Source organism: Arthrobacter sp. T572, from assembly GCF_056780115.1.
The window spans coordinates 3,146,257-3,162,359 of record NZ_JBRAZQ010000002.1 but is presented as its reverse complement, the minus strand read 5'-3'; the positions used below and the strand labels follow the sequence as shown (position 1 = coordinate 3,162,359).

Annotated in this window: 15 protein-coding genes; 12 read left to right on the top strand and 3 right to left on the bottom strand. The window is 64.3% G+C overall.

Features of this window, described 5'->3' with window-relative positions; all coding sequences use genetic code 11:
• The first annotated feature begins 9 nt into the window (after nucleotides 1–9).
• From ACUYMZ_RS15865 to ACUYMZ_RS15855, 3 genes are all read left to right on the top strand, one after another.
• Nucleotides 10–1,353 carry a geranylgeranyl reductase family protein gene (locus ACUYMZ_RS15865; protein ID WP_481604370.1) on the top strand — a complete coding sequence of 448 codons (1,344 nt, stop codon included), beginning with the start codon at nucleotides 10–12 and terminating at the stop codon, nucleotides 1,351–1,353.
• Between the two features lie 9 nt (nucleotides 1,354–1,362).
• Nucleotides 1,363–2,466, top strand: coding sequence for a polyprenyl synthetase family protein (locus tag ACUYMZ_RS15860; RefSeq protein WP_481604368.1), 1,104 nt, complete (start codon nucleotides 1,363–1,365; stop codon nucleotides 2,464–2,466).
• Between the two features lie 586 nt (nucleotides 2,467–3,052).
• Nucleotides 3,053–3,919 carry an endonuclease domain-containing protein gene (locus ACUYMZ_RS15855; protein WP_481604366.1) on the top strand — a complete coding sequence of 289 codons (867 nt, stop codon included), beginning with the start codon at nucleotides 3,053–3,055 and terminating at the stop codon, nucleotides 3,917–3,919.
• A 194-nt stretch (nucleotides 3,920–4,113) separates the two neighbouring features.
• Here ACUYMZ_RS15855 and ACUYMZ_RS15850 read toward each other — a convergent pair whose 3' ends face one another.
• The gene (locus ACUYMZ_RS15850; protein ID WP_426003779.1) at nucleotides 4,114–4,536 is read right to left on the bottom strand and encodes a hypothetical protein; all 423 of its coding nucleotides are present in this window, start codon (nucleotides 4,534–4,536) and stop codon (nucleotides 4,114–4,116) included.
• Between the two features lie 13 nt (nucleotides 4,537–4,549).
• On the bottom strand, nucleotides 4,550–5,209 hold the full coding sequence (locus ACUYMZ_RS15845; protein ID WP_481604364.1) for a trimeric intracellular cation channel family protein: 660 nt from the start codon (nucleotides 5,207–5,209) through the stop codon (nucleotides 4,550–4,552).
• Between the two features lie 62 nt (nucleotides 5,210–5,271).
• Between ACUYMZ_RS15845 and ACUYMZ_RS15840 the strand changes: the two genes are divergently transcribed.
• From ACUYMZ_RS15840 to ACUYMZ_RS15800, 9 genes are all read left to right on the top strand, one after another.
• Nucleotides 5,272–5,970 (top strand): sirohydrochlorin chelatase, encoded by a 699-nt coding sequence (locus tag ACUYMZ_RS15840; protein ID WP_481604362.1) that lies wholly within the window; start codon nucleotides 5,272–5,274, stop codon nucleotides 5,968–5,970.
• Between the two features lie 151 nt (nucleotides 5,971–6,121).
• Nucleotides 6,122–7,864 carry a nitrite/sulfite reductase gene (locus tag ACUYMZ_RS15835; protein ID WP_481604360.1) on the top strand — a complete coding sequence of 581 codons (1,743 nt, stop codon included), beginning with the start codon at nucleotides 6,122–6,124 and terminating at the stop codon, nucleotides 7,862–7,864.
• A complete protein-coding gene (locus ACUYMZ_RS15830) occupies nucleotides 7,861–8,574 on the top strand; it encodes a phosphoadenylyl-sulfate reductase (protein ID WP_442422933.1) in 714 nt (237 codons plus the stop codon). The genes ACUYMZ_RS15835 and ACUYMZ_RS15830 overlap by 4 nt, the downstream gene beginning before the upstream one ends.
• Nucleotides 8,571–9,530: a sulfate adenylyltransferase subunit CysD gene (cysD, locus tag ACUYMZ_RS15825; RefSeq protein ID WP_481604358.1), complete on the top strand. Its 960-nt coding sequence runs from the start codon at nucleotides 8,571–8,573 to the stop codon at nucleotides 9,528–9,530. The genes ACUYMZ_RS15830 and cysD overlap by 4 nt, the downstream gene beginning before the upstream one ends.
• Nucleotides 9,531–10,952 carry a sulfate adenylyltransferase subunit 1 gene (locus tag ACUYMZ_RS15820; RefSeq protein ID WP_481604356.1) on the top strand — a complete coding sequence of 474 codons (1,422 nt, stop codon included), beginning with the start codon at nucleotides 9,531–9,533 and terminating at the stop codon, nucleotides 10,950–10,952.
• 101 nt (nucleotides 10,953–11,053) lie between these two features.
• Nucleotides 11,054–12,007 (top strand): homocysteine S-methyltransferase, encoded by a 954-nt coding sequence (gene mmuM, locus ACUYMZ_RS15815; RefSeq protein WP_481604354.1) that lies wholly within the window; start codon nucleotides 11,054–11,056, stop codon nucleotides 12,005–12,007.
• Between the two features lie 152 nt (nucleotides 12,008–12,159).
• On the top strand, nucleotides 12,160–13,311 hold the full coding sequence (locus ACUYMZ_RS15810) for an ABC transporter substrate-binding protein (RefSeq protein ID WP_426003772.1): 1,152 nt from the start codon (nucleotides 12,160–12,162) through the stop codon (nucleotides 13,309–13,311).
• An 86-nt stretch (nucleotides 13,312–13,397) separates the two neighbouring features.
• A complete protein-coding gene (locus ACUYMZ_RS15805; protein WP_426003771.1) occupies nucleotides 13,398–14,129 on the top strand; it encodes an ABC transporter ATP-binding protein in 732 nt (243 codons plus the stop codon).
• The gene (locus ACUYMZ_RS15800; protein ID WP_481604351.1) at nucleotides 14,119–15,057 is read left to right on the top strand and encodes an ABC transporter permease; all 939 of its coding nucleotides are present in this window, start codon (nucleotides 14,119–14,121) and stop codon (nucleotides 15,055–15,057) included. Before ACUYMZ_RS15805 ends, ACUYMZ_RS15800 begins: the two co-directional genes overlap by 11 nt.
• A 421-nt stretch (nucleotides 15,058–15,478) precedes the next feature.
• On the opposite strand, the gene ACUYMZ_RS15795 is transcribed toward ACUYMZ_RS15800, so the two are convergent.
• The gene (locus tag ACUYMZ_RS15795) at nucleotides 15,479–16,036 is read right to left on the bottom strand and encodes a dihydrofolate reductase family protein (RefSeq protein ID WP_481604349.1); all 558 of its coding nucleotides are present in this window, start codon (nucleotides 16,034–16,036) and stop codon (nucleotides 15,479–15,481) included.
• Between the last annotated feature and the right edge of the window lie 67 nt (nucleotides 16,037–16,103).

The window sequence follows — 16,103 nt, the reverse complement described above, 5'->3', positions numbered from 1 at the left end:
TAGGACACCGTGAAAGTACTGATAGTTGGCGCGGGCCCGGCGGGGTCCACTGCTGCGTATTACCTCGCCCAGGCCGGTATCGATGTGACGGTGCTGGAGAAGACGTCGTTCCCGCGGGAGAAGGTGTGCGGTGACGGGCTCACTCCCCGGGCTGTCCGTGAAATCCAGAAGCTGGGCCTGCCGCATTCCCAGGATGAGGGCTGGCGACGGAACAAGGGACTCCGACTGATTGCCGGTGGCCGCACCATCGAATTGCCATGGCCGGAAGTCTCCGACTTTCCCACGTACGGACTGATCCGCACCCGCCTCGGTTTCGACGAATCGTTGGCCCGCCACGCGGAGGCAGCGGGCGCCGTCGTGCTTGAACGCCACAGTGTCACCGGCGCCCTGCAGGACGACGACGGCCGCGTTATCGGCGCACGCGCCGCCATCCTGGACGAGTCCGGACGCAAGACGGGCGAACAGCGCGACTTCCATGCCGACGTCGTACTCGCCGCGGACGGCAATTCGACGCGGACTGCCGTATCACTTGGGATGCACAAGCGCGACGACCGCCCGCTGGGTGTTGCCGTGCGCACCTACTTCACCTCGCCGCGGCATGACGACGACTGGATGGAAGGCTGGCTTGAACTGCCCGGCAAGTCCGGCAAGCCGCTGCCCGGTTACGGCTGGGTGTTCGGGGTCGGCGACGGCACGTCCAACGTGGGCCTGGGCATCCTGAACTCCTCCAAGGAATTCGGCAAGCTCGACTACAAGCAGGTCCTGCGCGAATGGACCGCCGGCATGCCCGCCGATTGGGGCTTCACGCCGGAGAACCAGGTGGGGGAGATCCGTGGAGCCGCGCTGCCGATGGGCTTCAACCGCACACCGCACTACTCGCCTGGGCTGCTGCTTCTTGGCGATGCCGGCGGCATGGTCTCCCCGTTCAACGGTGAGGGCATTTCCTACGCCATGGAGTCGGCCCGGTTTGCTGCGGAGTTTATTGTCGATGCTGCCTCCCGTTCAGCTTCGGCCGGTTGGGCCACGCACGACGCCGATGCCCACCTTGCGCGGTACGCGGACTACGTGCGGGACCAGTGGGGTTCGCATTTCACGCTGGGCAGGGCGTTTGCCTTCCTGATCGGCAAGCCCGCCGTGATGAAGCTGGCGCTGCGCACGGGTATGCCCATTCCTGTGCTGATGCGCTTTGTAGTCCGCATGCTGGCAAACCTCACGGACTCCTCCGCCAAGGGTTTTGAAGACCGCGTGATCAGGGTCCTTGAAATGCTTGTCCCGCCCACCTCAAATACTTCCTCTGCCCGCTCTGTGACGGCGGCAGGGGCCGAGACCGCGGTTTCCGCACCAACTAGTTAGGGTTAACCCGTGACGAACTCTGCCGAACACAGCTGGACCCACGCCGGTCACGGCCTGCCGGACTCCAACGAGCCCGCCCCCAACACCACCGCAATCGCGACGGGCCTCCAGCTGCCCGCCGGATTTGCCGCAATTGCCGGCGATCCCGAGCTCGGCCCAGCCATCACCACCAACCTTGCACGGGTGGAAAAGAAGCTTCGCGAGGCCATCTCCAACTCCGACCCTTTGGCTGACGCTACGTCCCGTCACTTGGTGGAAGCCGGTGGCAAGCGTATCCGTCCCCTTCTGACGCTGCTGTGCGCGCACCTTGGTGATGCTTCACGTCCCGAGGTTGTCCAGGCCGCTGTTGTCGTGGAGCTGACCCACCTCGCCACGCTGTACCACGACGACGTCATGGACTCCGCACCCTTCCGCCGTGGTGCTCCTACAGCCCATGAGGTCTGGGGTAACTCCGTGGCCATCCTGACCGGTGACCTCATCTTCGCCCGTGCATCCATCCTGGTGTCCGAGCTCGGTTCGCGTGCCCTGGGGATCCAGGCCCGGACCTTCGAGCGCTTGTGCCTCGGGCAGCTCCACGAAACCGTGGGTCCCCGCGAAGACGAAGACGCCGTGGAGCATTACCTCTCTGTGATCGCTGATAAGACCGGATCCCTGGTTGCAGCATCCGGGCAGCTCGGTGCAATCTTTGCCGGCGCTGCTCCGGAGTTCGAAGACGTGCTCGTGGAGTACGGCGAAAAGGTTGGCGTGGCCTTCCAGCTGGCCGACGACGTCATCGATGTCACCGGCGTGAAGGTTAAGTCCGGCAAGTCTCCTGGCACCGATCTCCGTGAAGGCGTGCCCACCCTGCCCGTGCTCCTGCTCCGCCGTGACGCCGCCGCAGGGGATGCCTCGGCTACTTCGTTGCTTGAGCTGGTGGATGGCGACCTGTCCTCCGACTCCGCCCTGGCTGAGGCTGTCGCGGGCCTGCGCGAGCACCCCGTCACGGCCGAGTCCTGGAAGATCGCCCGCGACTGGTCGGACCAGGCCATTGCAGCGCTCGCCCCGCTGCCGGAGGGTGTTGTGAAGGCGTCCCTGACCAACTTCGCCCACGCAGTGGTGGACCGCAGCAGCTAGTTTTCCTTTGCTCCAGGCAGGCACTCGACCTTGAGGGTTGGGTGCCTGCTTTTTTGTGGGCCCTGGGTTGCTGCTTTTGTGCTCTGGGTGTGCCGCTGCCACCAACTTTGGGCATGGACAGGGGCGGGAAGCCCGGTTTTTGCGGCGTGTTCCCCGTGGTGGCTTCAAAGTGGGTGGTGGCGGCACGTGGGCTACCGCGCGCTGGGCTTGATATGGGTGCTTAAAAGGAATGGCCCCGGCTCGCTGCAACGTTACGAGTCATACGCTGCACCGAACCGGGACCACAATCTCCGTTCGCATCAGATCCACCGGAGGCATTTAGTGGATCCGTGAATAGCTTATGACAACCCTGTCACATTTGCAACATTGACCGTCAATGGCTTTTTCCCTGGTGTGCAGCGATTTACAGATTTGGCGCTGTGCCGCATCCACCCACTTTGCCCCGCCGCATCGGGTGACACGCCGAAAAAGGGGTCTGAAGTCATGGTCGACCCCCTCAAAGTGGGTGGTGGGGGCCCGGGAAGGTTTTCCACATAACCCATTTGGTGGGGCCAGCCAGGCCTGCCGGGGCCAACATGATGTCGGAATGAGCATCAACAACTTCCTTCGCAGCCGCCATGGAGCAGCCACCACCACATCCCTCTACGCCGCAGGGTTCAGTCGGCGGAGCCTGGCCAACGCCGTCAGGTCCGGCCGGATCAGTCGACTCCATCGTGGTGTGTACGTGTCCAAGGAAGCCGATCCGGATATCGTGGCCGCGTTCAGAGCCAACGGGAAGCTGACGTGCGTTTCGGCGGCGCGCTTCTACGGGCTCTGGACCCTGCACGATGTCAAGGACCTGCACCTCAGTTGCACCACGGGGTTGGCCCGGCGTCGGATCGTCCACCACGGCCAGTGCATCCACCCGGATCATCCCTACCTTCCGGTGGCTGGAGTTGCTGACGTTCTGCTCCATGCCATGAGATGCCTCCCCGAGTTGGAAGCATTGGTCATGGTGCAGAGTGCCGTTAGCCAGGCATTGCTGACCACCAAGTTCCTGGAAAGCAAGATGAAGGGCAACCGCAACGGAAAGCTCCGCGCCCTAGTGAATTTGGTCCTGCCAAGGGCCGACTCGCTCTTGGAGGTGCTCGCCCACACCCACTTCCGCCGGGCAGGCCTGCGGGTCCAGATGCACGCGGATGTCCCCGGGGTAGGGGAGGTGGATTGCTTGATCGAGGACTGGCTGATTGTGGAACTCGACGGCAGTACCCACTTTGAGCCAAAGCAGGTGAAAAAGGACCATTACCGGAACAACGCTTCCATCCGGGGCGGACGCCTGAGCCTGCACTACTACTACGCGGACGTCGTGTACCACCCGCAGCGGATGGTGGACGAGGTCCTGCAGGTCCTGGAAAACAGGGAGGCTGGCCTCTTCGGCGCCTACCGCTACATAGCCGGCCCGCCGCCGTCGTAATTTTTCGCGAAGCCTGTACCGCCACCACCAACTTTGAGGGCAAAAGGTGGCCGGGAGGCCCCTACAACGGCGTGTCCCGCCCACATCCCATTCAAAGTAGGTGGTGGCGGCACGCCTCCACCAGAATCAGCGCCACCAAACAAAACAGCCCCCGCCAACCCAAGGGCTGCGCGGGGGCTGTGAACCAGGAAAACCTAGTCTTCGTCGTTAAACGCCCAGTCGAACATGTCGAAGACGAACTCGGAGAACGTTCCTTCCTCGCTCTTCCACTGGCCGCGGGCGTTGTTGCGGCGGTAGACGATGGGATCCGGGATGCTGAGGTCGGCTACCCGGAAGCCCCAGGTGAACTGTTCGTCCTCGTCCTCGAGGAACATGAGGAAGCCCTCGTCATCGACTTCGAGTTCCTCGGGGTCCCAGAAGTAGTGGTAGGCCTCCATGAGGTCCTCGCAACCACCAAGGGCCAAGTAGAACTCGCGGAGCACCAGGGGGATGGTGAAGGAGTGCTCGGACAGGGCGTCATCGAGTTCCTCCGGCGTCAGGCCGTCTTCTTCCTGCCATTCATCCTCGAGATACTTTGGGACCAGCGCGCGGAACTTCTCGAGGAACATGTCAGTCATGCTCCCATCCTAGCTAATCGCGGACCCCCGGACTCGCCCCGGCGCGGTGCCATCCACGCACTGCCAGGGGGACGTACCAACCGCGCCGCCACGCCGTGACGCGGAAAGCAAAGACCACCCCTGCGATCAGGCAGGCGGTCAGCCCGCTGAAGAGCCCCAGGTCCCATAAAAGCGTGGTCAGCCCGGCCCCGACAAAGGCGGGCAGGGCGTAGATGTCACGGTTGTTGAAGAGGGTGGGAATCTCGTTGGCGGTGATGTCCCTCAGGAGACCGCCACCCACGGCCGTTGTGACACCCAACAGGATGCAGGTGACAGGGTTCATCCCCGCGGTCAGGGCTTTCAGGGTCCCGGTGATACAGAACAAAGCCAGCCCGCCGGCGTCGAACAGTGTCAAAAGCGAGGTAAAGCGCTGGACCGATGAAAACAGGTAGTAGACCAGCATGGCGGCCAGCAACGGTGGGGCCAGGTAGGCGGGGTTGGTGAAGGCCACGGGGGGCGCGGTATTGAGGATGATGTCGCGGATGACGCCCCCGCCCAAGGCCGCGATTGAGGCGAGCAGGATGGAACCGAGCACGTCGAACTGTTTCCGGGCAGCCAACAGGGAGCCGGAGACGGCGAAAAAGAACACGCCGATGAGGTCGAGCCACAAAAGAACGATGTCAAGGGAAATCAAGTGGACGGTTCTTTCTTAACGTGCTTCTCAACTGGTGCTGGCTCAACGTTACGCTAGCTCCCATGAACAGCCCCGTCTTGATTGCCTGTGCCCACGGAACCCGCAACACCGAGGGCCAGGCTGCCATCCGCCAGGTCATGGCCGACATCGAGGAACTACGGCCCGGGCTACAGGTCCTTGAGGCGTACGTCGACGTCCAGGAACCGGAGTTGTCCGGCGTGGTGGAGGGCCTGCCGCAGGGGACCCCGGCCGTGGTGGTGCCGCTCCTGCTCAGCACCGGTTTCCACATCAAGGTGGACGTGCCCAAGGCGATCAAGAGCCGGCCCGAGGTAGTTGCCGCCAAACCGATCGGCCCCGACCCGCGCCTGGCAGAGCTGCTCGCCGCGCGCCTGCGGGCCGCCGGCCTGCAGGATCACGACGGCGTGCTGCTGGCTGCCGCGGGTTCGTCACTTCCGGACGGGTCAGTGGACTCCGAAGAGCAGGCGCGCCTGCTCGCCGAACTGCTGCCGAACACGGTCCGGGTCGCCTATGGTGCCAGCGCCCAGCCGAACGTGCCCGACGGCGTCGCCTCCTTGCGTGCCGAACTCGGCGCGGAGGGTGGCCGGGTTTTCGTCGCGTCCTACCTGCTGGCGACCGGGTATTTCCATGACCAGCTGTTCAAGGCCGGAGCCGATGTGGTGACGGATCCGTTGCTGCCGTCGAAGGTCCTGGCAGAGATTGCACTGGAGAGATATGACGCAATCAAGGGCAGCCTTTCCTAAGCCATATTTCGCCGAAATGACGCGGATTCGGACTGCATAGAAACCGGGCGGGAACAAGGCCGGCGTGCTGTTCGTGACGAAATGTTTCCCTAGGTGACTCAACATTTCCGGACCTTTGCTGGCTAAATCTGGCCCCACCTACCCTCGATGTATGACAGATACAGCTGTAGCCGGTGCGCCCGCGGACACCGAAGTCTCCAAGCGTCCCGCACGCACCCGCCCGGCCGCCAAGCCCCACGGTCAGTGGAAGGTTGACGGCACCACACCCCTCAACGCCAACGAAACCTGGAAACAGGAAGACAACGGGCTGAACGTCCGTGAGCGTATTGAGTCTGTCTACTCAAAAGAAGGTTTCGACTCGATCGACGGAACGGACCTGCACGGCCGTTTCCGTTGGTGGGGCCTCTACACGCAGCGCAAGCCCGGGATCGACGGCGGCAAGACGGCGACGTTGGAACCGCACGAGCTCGAAGACAAGTACTTCATGCTGCGCGTGCGCATCGACGGCGGTGCGCTGACCACCGAGCAGCTTCGCGTGATCGGCCAGATCTCCGTGGATTTCGCCCGCGGCTCGGCTGACCTCACGGACCGCCAGAACATCCAGCTCCACTGGATCCGCGTGGAAGACGTCCCGGAAATCTGGCGCCGCCTGGAGGCTGTGGACCTGTCCACCACAGAGGCCTGCGGCGACGTACCCCGCGTCATCCTCGGTTCGCCGGTCGCAGGAATCGCCAAGGACGAGATCATCGATCCCACGCCGCTGATCCACGAACTGTCCGAGCGCTTCATCGGTGACCCGGAACTGGCCAACCTGCCGCGCAAGTACAAGACGGCGATCACGGGCCACCCGTCCCAGGACGTTGTCCACGAGATCAACGACTTCGCATTGGTGGGCGTGGTCCACCCTGAGCTTGGTGCCGGCTACGATCTGTGGGTCGGTGGCGGACTTTCCACCAACCCGCGCCTTGCCGAGCGCCTGGGCGTGTTCGTGTCCGCCGACGTCGCTGCCGAAGTGTGGCTGGGCGTCACCAGCATCTTCCGCGACTACGGTTACCGCCGCATGCGCACCAAGGCCCGCCTGAAGTTCCTCATGAACGACTGGGGTCCGGCCAAGTTCCGCCAGATCCTGGAGGACGAATACCTCGATTTCAAACTTCCGGACGGTCCTGCCGCTCCCAAGCCCAACGCTCCCGGCGACCACATCGGCGTGCACGAGCAGAAGGACGGCAAGTTCTTCATTGGTGTTGCCCCCACGGTCGGCCGTACCTCGGGCGAGGCTCTGGTGAAGCTCGCGGACACCCTGGAGCAGCACGGCACGCACCGCCTGCGCACCACTCCGCACCAGAAGCTCGTCATCCTGGACGTTGCCAAGGAGCAGGTTGAACCGCTGATCGCCGAACTGGACACGCTGGGCCTGTCCGCCCGCCCGTCCGTGTTCCGCCGCGGCACCATCGCCTGCACGGGCATCGAGTTCTGCAAGCTCGCGATCGTCGAAACCAAGGTCACCGCCGCCACGGCCATCGCCGAACTGGAACGCCGTTTGGCCGACCTCGTGGAAACGAAGCAGCTTCCGCAGGCACTGTCCCTGCACATCAACGGCTGCCCCAACTCGTGCGCCCGTATCCAGACGGCCGATATCGGTCTGAAGGGCATGATGCTGCCAACGCCCGACGGCGACCCCACCCCGGGTTTCCAGGTCCACCTTGGTGGCGGGCTGGCCAACAACGAGCGCGAGGAAGCCGGTTTGGGACGTACCGTCCGCGGCCTCAAGGTCACGGTCGAAGACCTGCCTGACTACGTGGAACGTGTGGTCCGCAAGTTCGTCGAAGTTGGCGCCGAGGGCCAGACCTTCGCCGAGTGGGCACACTCCGCAGATGAAGGAGACCTCCAGTGACACTAGCCCTCAAGCGGTCCAACGAAGAGCTCAAGGCACTGGCAGAGGCCGGCGCCGCCGAGCTCGGCTGGAACGCCTCCGCCACCGACGTGATCGCCTGGGTTGCCCGCAACTTCGAGCTGCCCGCCATCACCGTGGCCTGCTCCATGGCCGACGCCGTCCTGCCGGCCTTGGTCGCGGACCAGATTCCCGGCGTCGACGTCTTGTTCCTGGAAACCGGATACCACTTCAAGGAGACCTACCAGACCCGCGATGAGGTCGCGGCCAACCTGCGGGTCAACGTGGTGGACGTCCTTCCGGAACACACGGTGGAGCAGCAGGACAGCCTGCTGGGCAAGGACCTGTTTGCCCGCGATCCCGGCCAGTGCTGCGCCCTGCGCAAAGTGGCCCCCCTCCGCCGCTCCCTTGCCGGCTACGAGGTGTGGTTCACCGGTGTCCGCCGCGACGAGGGCCCCACCCGGACCAATACTCCCGTGGTCACCTGGGATGAGAGCTTCGGCCTCGTCAAGGTGAACCCTATGGTGGACTGGTCCTTTGACCAGTTGGTGGAGTACTCCGAGGACAACATCCTTCCCGTCAACCCCCTCCTGAGCCAGGGCTACCCCTCCATCGGTTGCCAGCCCTGCACCCGCAAAGTGGCCCCGGGCGAAGACCCCCGGGCCGGTCGCTGGGCAGGATCCGACAAGACAGAATGCGGGTTACACACATGAGCACTTACACAACAGAGGAGTCCACGGTGGAAGTTGCAGCAGCAGTAGACGCTTCCTCGGTCGAGCGTCTAAGCTCACTGGACACCCTCGAGTCCGAAGCCATCCACATCATCCGCGAAGTGGTCGCTGAGTTCGAGAAGCCTGCGCTGCTGTTCTCCGGCGGCAAGGACTCTGTGGTGATGCTGCACCTGGCAACCAAGGCTTTCTGGCCGGGCAAGGTTCCGTTCCCGGTGTTGCACGTGGACACGGGCCACAACTTCCCCGAGGTCCTGGACTTCCGTGACCGCACGGTCGAGCGCCTTGGCCTGAAGCTGGTTGTCGGCTCGGTGCAGGAATTCATTGACCGCGGCGAACTCGCCGAGCGTGCCGATGGAACCCGCAACCCGTTGCAGACCGTACCGCTGCTGGATGCGATCCAGAAGAACAAGTTCGACGCCGTGTTCGGCGGCGGCCGCCGGGACGAAGACAAGGCCCGGGCCAAGGAACGCATCCTGAGCCTGCGCGACGAGTTCGGCCAGTGGGATCCGCGCAACCAGCGCCCCGAATTGTGGAACCTGTACAACGGCCGCCACACCGTGGGCCAGCACGTCCGTGCCTTCCCCATCAGCAACTGGACCGAGCTGGACATCTGGCGCTACATCGAGCGCGAGAACATCGAGCTGCCCAGCCTGTACTACGCCCACGAGCGCGAGGTCTTCGCCCGCGACGGCATGTGGCGCGCAGTGGGCGAGGTCTCCCAGCCGCTCCCGCATGAGGACGTCATCACCAAGACGGTCCGCTACCGCACAGTGGGCGACATGTCCTGCACCGGGGCCGTCGAATCCGACGCGTTCACCGTGGCCGACGTCGTTGTTGAAGTCGCTGCCTCCACCCTGACCGAACGTGGCGCCACCCGCGCAGATGACCGCATCTCCGAGGCAGCCATGGAAGACCGCAAGAAGGACGGCTACTTCTAAATGAGCACCGACACCGCATCCCTCATCTCCGGCACTGACGGCCTGGACTCCGCTCCGCTGCCGTCCACGCTGTTCCGTTTCGCTACTGCCGGATCGGTCGACGACGGCAAGTCCACTTTGGTGGGCCGCCTCCTTCACGACTCCAAGGCGATCCTTGCCGACCAGCTCGACGCCGTTGCCCGGACCTCCGCGGACCGCGGCTTCGGCGGCGACAAGGGCGGCATCGACCTGGCCCTCCTCACGGACGGCCTGCGGGCCGAGCGCGAACAGGGCATCACCATCGACGTTGCGTACCGCTACTTCGCCACGGACCGCCGCAGCTTCATCCTGGCGGACTGCCCCGGCCACGTTCAGTACACCAAGAACACGGTGACGGGCGCGTCCACAGCGGATGCCGTCGTCGTACTTATCGATGCACGCAAGGGCGTCCTGGAGCAGACCCGCCGCCACCTGTCCGTGCTGCAGTTGCTGCGCGTGGCCCACGTGATTGTGGCCGTGAACAAGATCGACCTGGTGGACTTCAGCGAGCAGGTGTTCCGCGACATCGAGGCGGACGTCCGCAAGGTGGCCCAGGAGCTTGGCCTGGGTTCCGATGGTGTTTCCGATCTGCTGGTGGTGCCCGTTTCGGCGCTTGACGGCGACAACGTGGTGGACCGCTCCAAGCGCACCCCCTGGTACACGGGCCCGGCACTGCTGGAGGTCCTGGAGACCCTTCCGGCGGCAGACGAGCTGGAAGCCGGGCTGGAGAGTTTCCGGTTCCCCGTGCAGCTGGTCATCCGCCCACAGGGCGCGCTGGCTCCGGATGCCGTTGCCGGCGGCCTGGACGTGGAGGCATACCGTGACTACCGCGCCTATGCCGGCCAGGTCACCGAAGGGTCAGTGAAGCTCGGTGACGAGGTCACCGTCCTCAGCCCGGGCCACGAGCCGCGCATCACCACGGTGGTGGGCATCGACTTCGCCGGACGCTCCCTGGAAGAGGCCGCAGCTCCGCAGTCCGTGGCCATCCGCCTGGCTGACGAGATCGACATCGCCCGCGGTGACACCATCGCAGCGGCCGGCACGGTCCGGGAAAGCTCCGCCGACCTCTATGCCTCCTTGTGCTGGCTGTCACCCAAGCCGCTCCGCGAAGGCCAGAAGGTCCTGGTGAAGCACGGCACGCGTACCGTCCAGGCGCTGGTCCGCAACGTCAACGGCAAGCTGGATCTCGCCACGTTCAAGGTGGAGCCGTCGTCCACGCTGGAGCTCAACGACATCGGGCACGCCCAGTTGCGCCTGGCCGCACCGTTGCCGTTGGAGAACTACCTGCACCACCGCCGCACCGGCGCTTTCCTGGTGATCGACCCGATCGACGGCAATACCCTTGCTGCCGGTCTGGTCAAGGACCACCCGGGCGACCACGAAGACGAACGTTACGTCATCTAAGGTCACAGACAGACACAAAAGACCGCAGCTTTGTTCGATCATCCCCACGCTGCACGGCGGGAATGTCGAACACGCTGCGGTCTTTCTGCAGAACGGACACCATGCCCCGGAATACCTCCCTCAGTACGCTCCTGCACACCGGCCACACCCTGGTGCTGGATGGTGCCCTGGCCACGGAACTCGAAGCCCACGGCTGCGACCTGGAAGATCCCTTGTGGTCCGCCAAGGTCCTTATGGAGCAACCGCACCTGATCAAGCAGGTCCACAGGGACTATTACGACGCCGGTGCCTCCGTGGCGATCACCGCCAGCTACCAGGCCACTCCGCAGGGTTTTGCCCGACGCGGGCTGTCCCTGGAGGAGTCACTTGAGCTGGTCGCGCGCAGCGTCCGGCTGGCTGACGAGGCACGGAAGGAACACGCGGCGGCCACCCCGGATTCCGGGCCCCTGTTGATCGCCGGGTCCGTGGGTCCCTACGGCGCGTACCTGGCTGACGGTTCCGAATACCGCGGCGATTACACGCTTTCTGCCGCGGAATTCCGGGATTTCCACCGCCCGCGTATTGCCGCACTGGTGGACGCCGGAGCCGATTTCCTGGCCTGCGAGACGCTGCCTTCCTACGCCGAAGCGGCGGCGGTGGTGGAGCTCGTGGCGGAGTTCGACGTCGAATCCTGGTTCACGTTCACGCTTCGGGACGGCAGCCACATCAGTGACGGAACGCCCCTTGCGGACGTGGCTGCGCTGCTTCGCGTGGAACCGCGCGTGACCGCCGTCGGGGTTAATTGTGTGCCGCTGGAACTGGTGTCGCCCGCCCTTGGTGAACTCCAGGCCGCGGGCGATGTTCCGCTGGTTGCCTACCCGAATTCGGGGGAGACCTACGACGCCGTGACCAAGACCTGGGGGCCTGCCGGCGGGGTTGCGGACTCGGGCACGCTGGCCGGAAATGTTGCCGACTGGCTCGCCTTGGGGGCGCGGCTGGTGGGTGGCTGCTGCCGGACGACCCCTCGGGACATTGAAGGCCTGGCGGGGAATGTGACGCCAAGTGACCCTTCATGAACCTTGGTTTCTGCGGGATTGAAGCCGAAATATGACAGTCCCTACTGTGAACTCATGACCTCTCCGGAATGGTCCTTCCTTGCCCAACCAGGGCGATGTTGCGGGGCCTGATCTTCGCCCCAGCTCGCATCCCACTTCCATAAGGACCCCCCATGGCAAACAACTCCGAGTCACAAAAACCCGAGTCAGGAACCACCCGCATCGTTGCAGGTGAGTCGACCAAGCCCAAGCGCCGCCGCACGGTGGAAATCGCCGTGGCAGTCGGCCTTGTCCTGCTGATCGGCGCCGGCGCAGCAGTAGCTTCGGTGGTTTCCAACAGCAACAACCAGGCCGCCCCGGCACCCACCACGTCGCCCGCGGCCGAACTCAAGCTCGGCTACTTCAGCAACGTCACGCACGGCCCGGCGCTGGTCGGCACCAGCCAGGGCATCATCGCCAAGGAACTTGGCAGCACCAAGCTCAGCACGCAGATCTTCAACGCCGGCCCCGCCGCGATCGAGGCCCTCAACGCCGGTGCGATCGACGCCACCTACATCGGCCCGAACCCGGCCATCAACTCCTTCGTCAAGAGCAACGGCGAGTCCATCAGCATCATCGCCGGTGCAGCAGCAGGCGGCGCGCAGTTGGTGGTCAAGCCGGAGATCAACTCCGCGGCAGACCTCAAGGGCAAGGTCCTCAGCTCCCCGCAGCTCGGTGGCACGCAGGACGTCGCACTCCGGGCGTGGCTCGGCGACCAGGGCTACAAGACCAACGTGGACGGCAGCGGTGATGTGAACATCAACCCCACCGAAAACGCGCAGTCCCTGAAGCTCTTCACAGACGGAAAGCTCGACGGCGCGTGGTTGCCTGAGCCGTGGGCCTCCCGTTTGGTCCTCGAAGCAGGCGCCAAGGTCCTGGTTGACGAGAAGGACCTGTGGGAGAACGGTGAATTCACCACCACCATCCTGATCGTGAACAAGAAGTTCGCCGCAGAACACCCCGAGACCGTCCAGGCGCTCCTCAAGGGCCACGTGGAGTCGGTCAACTGGCTGAACAACGCCTCACCCGCGGACAAGGCAAGCACCATCAACGCCGTCCTCAAGGACACCGCCGGCAAGCCGCTTCCCGCCAACGTGATCGAGCGTGCACTGCAGAACATCAAATTCACCACCGACCCGCTGGCCGGAACGTACAAGAAGCTCTTGGAAGACGGCGTCAAGGCCGGCACCACCAAGGAAGCTGACATCAACGGCATCTTCGACCTCCGCGCCCTGAACGAGGTTGAAGGCAAGAAGACCTCGGCTGCAGGACTCGGCCAGGACTAACACCACCGGCCGGCCCGCTTCATCACCGGAGCGGGCCGGCTTTGGGCGTATCAACAGCAAGACCAATCAACACGAAGGACGGGACCATGCCAGTCGTACTCGAGAACCTGGGGAAGCGCTTCGGCGACGGCGCCCCGGTGCTGGACGACGTCAACGCCACCATCGCACAAGGCGAGTTTGTCGCCCTCCTTGGTGCGTCCGGCTGCGGCAAGTCCACCCTGCTGAACATCATCGCGGGACTGGAGCATCCGACGTCGGGCGCTTTGGAGGTGCCCAGCGACGGCGCGGCCTTCATGTTCCAGGATGCGTCCCTGTTCCCGTGGTTGACCGCCCGCGGCAACATCGAACTGGCCCTGCAGCTGGCTGACAAGTCCGGCACCAAGGCAAGCCGCCGGGCCCGCGCCACCGAACTCCTTGAGCTGGTGCACCTGGGCGGGGCGGGGGACAAGCGTCCGCATGAGCTGTCCGGCGGCATGCGGCAGCGCGTGGCACTCGCGCGGTCTTTGGCCCAGGACCGGCAGGTGTTGCTCATGGACGAGCCGTTCGCTGCGCTCGACGCCATCACCCGCGACCTTCTGCACGATGAACTTGAGCGCATCTGGAAGGAAACCGGCCGCACCATCATCTTCGTGACGCACAACGTGCGTGAGGCCGTGCGTTTGGGCCAGCGTGTGCTGCTGTTGTCCTCGCGTCCCGGCCGGGTAGTGGCCGAATGGAATGTTACCGAGGAACACCGCACCGACGCCGGCCGTGCAGGGGAGCTCACCGGCGTCATTACCCGACGACTTCGCGAGGAGATCCGCCGCCATGCCAAGTAACCAGACCACTGAAGAGCGGACCCTCCCCGTGACTGATTCCCACCACATCACCTCACCGTCGCTGAAAGGCAACGCCTCCGAGCTCCGGGACCTGGAAGCCGGCCTGGACAACCTCCAGCTGGACACAGGCCGCAAGGGCGGTATCGAGTGGAAGCGCGTGCTGTTGCCCGTGCTGGCATTGGTTGTCCTCATCCTCGCCTGGCAGTTCTATGTCTCGCTGGAGCTCAAACGGCGTGACCTCGTCCCCGGGCCTGTTGATGTCTTCAACCAGTTCCTCACGCTGTGGGGCGAGGGCAAGCTCCAGGAGGCAGTGTGGACCTCGTTGCAGCGTGGCGTGGTTGGCTTCCTTATTTCCGTGGTGATTGCCACCCCGATCGGGCTGATCCTGGCCCAGGTCGCTCCGCTGCGCCGCGCCTTTGGCCCGCTCATTTCCGGCTTGCAAGTCCTGCCGTCCGTGGCTTGGGTTCCTGCGGCCATCATCTGGTTCGGCCTGACCGACGCCACCGTCTACTTCGTGGTGTTCATGGGTGCTATTCCGTCCATCATCAACGGACTGATCTCCGGAGTGGACCAGATCCCGCCGCAGTACCGCAGCGTTGGTACGGTGCTTGGCGCGAACCGGCTGCAGATGGCCCTTCAGATCGTCCTGCCCGCAGCTCTGCCCGGGTATATCGGTGGTTTGAAGCAAGGGTGGGCATTCTCCTGGCGTTCCCTCATGGCCGCTGAAATCATCGCCGTTGGTGGCACCATTGGTTTCGGGCTGGGATCGTTGCTGGACCAAGGCCGTCTGTTGTCCGACATGACTATCGTGATGTCCGCGATCCTGCTGATCCTGTTCGTGGGCATTCTGATTGAGCTCCTGGTGTTCGGCCCTATCGAGAAGCGGCTCCTGCAGCGCCGCGGCCTGTTGGCGGGCAGCAGCCGCTAGCCCGGATCTGACGCAACGCAAAGCCCGACGCAACGCAAAAGCCCGACGGTGACCACCCGCCGTCGGGCTTTCCCACGGACGCTCTCTCACCGAACACCCCTTTCCCAAGGACCCTCTCTCACCGAACACCCCTTTCCCGAGGACCCTCTCTCACCGAACACCCCTTTCCCGAGGACCCTCTCTCACCGAACACCCCTTTCCCGAGGACGCTCTCTCACCGAACACCCCTTTCCCGAGGACGCTCTCTCACGTCCCGCCGGGAGTGCGCGCGCCCTTTTGCACCGAATGCACCTCTTCTTCGTGGGCTGCGCATTCTTTCCGCCTGGCGCACCCTAAACTACGGGTGCGGATGGCGGAAAGGGTTGCGGCTCCAGCGGCGAACCCACCGCGGGATGCGTTCAGCCGCCGTCGTGCGTAAACCCTAAGCAGCCCGACGGTAGTGCACGGAAACAACTCCGTTGCTGAGAGGTGACGTCGAGATCAGTTCGAGGCGGCGGGTGCTGGGGAGCCCGCCCTGGAAGAGGGTCGGGCCGTGGCCGGTGATCACGGGGTGGACCAGGAACTTGTACTCGTCGATCAAGTCCAAGCGGTCGAGCTCCGTGGCGAGTTTGCCGCTGCCGACCAGCACTCCTTCTGGAATGCGGTCCTTGATTTCCTGCACGGCCGCGCGGACCTCGCCGGTCAGGTGGTGGCTGTTGGTCCATGGGAAGTTGGTGCGCGTTGACGAGAAGACGTACTTTGGCATTTCTTCCAGCGTGACCGCCCACTCGCGGAGCGCAGGCGGCGCTTCCACCTCGCCCCGTGCGACCGCGGGCCAATAGGCCTCCATCATTTCGTACGTGGTTCGGCCCCAGAGCATGGCCCCGTTCTCCTCCAAGAGCCGGGTGTAGTAGGCATGCGTTTCGTCATCCGCGATGCCCTCCCGGTGGTCGACACAGCCGTCCAAGGTGACATTGATGCTGAAGGTCAGGAGCCCCATTGGCTGATTCTAGCCCCGACCAATGCCGACGCTCTGGCACATACGGACCCGTTACGTGGTCCGCGCC

What these genes read in the sequence shown, in the direction of transcription:
- ACUYMZ_RS15800 (WP_481604351.1), top strand. Translation starts at nt 14,119, where the DNA reads ATGCCAAGTAACCAGACCACTGAAGAGCGGACCCTCCCCGTGACTGAT.
- ACUYMZ_RS15795 (WP_481604349.1), bottom strand. Translation starts at nt 16,036, where the DNA reads ATGGGGCTCCTGACCTTCAGCATCAATGTCACCTTGGACGGCTGTGTC.
- ACUYMZ_RS15835 (WP_481604360.1), top strand. Translation starts at nt 6,122, where the DNA reads ATGACAGATACAGCTGTAGCCGGTGCGCCCGCGGACACCGAAGTCTCC.
- ACUYMZ_RS15805 (WP_426003771.1), top strand. Translation starts at nt 13,398, where the DNA reads ATGCCAGTCGTACTCGAGAACCTGGGGAAGCGCTTCGGCGACGGCGCC.
- ACUYMZ_RS15855 (WP_481604366.1), top strand. Translation starts at nt 3,053, where the DNA reads ATGAGCATCAACAACTTCCTTCGCAGCCGCCATGGAGCAGCCACCACC.
- mmuM (WP_481604354.1), top strand. Translation starts at nt 11,054, where the DNA reads ATGCCCCGGAATACCTCCCTCAGTACGCTCCTGCACACCGGCCACACC.
- ACUYMZ_RS15850 (WP_426003779.1), bottom strand. Translation starts at nt 4,536, where the DNA reads ATGACTGACATGTTCCTCGAGAAGTTCCGCGCGCTGGTCCCAAAGTAT.
- ACUYMZ_RS15810 (WP_426003772.1), top strand. Translation starts at nt 12,160, where the DNA reads ATGGCAAACAACTCCGAGTCACAAAAACCCGAGTCAGGAACCACCCGC.
- ACUYMZ_RS15840 (WP_481604362.1), top strand. Translation starts at nt 5,272, where the DNA reads ATGAACAGCCCCGTCTTGATTGCCTGTGCCCACGGAACCCGCAACACC.
- ACUYMZ_RS15820 (WP_481604356.1), top strand. Translation starts at nt 9,531, where the DNA reads ATGAGCACCGACACCGCATCCCTCATCTCCGGCACTGACGGCCTGGAC.
- cysD (WP_481604358.1), top strand. Translation starts at nt 8,571, where the DNA reads ATGAGCACTTACACAACAGAGGAGTCCACGGTGGAAGTTGCAGCAGCA.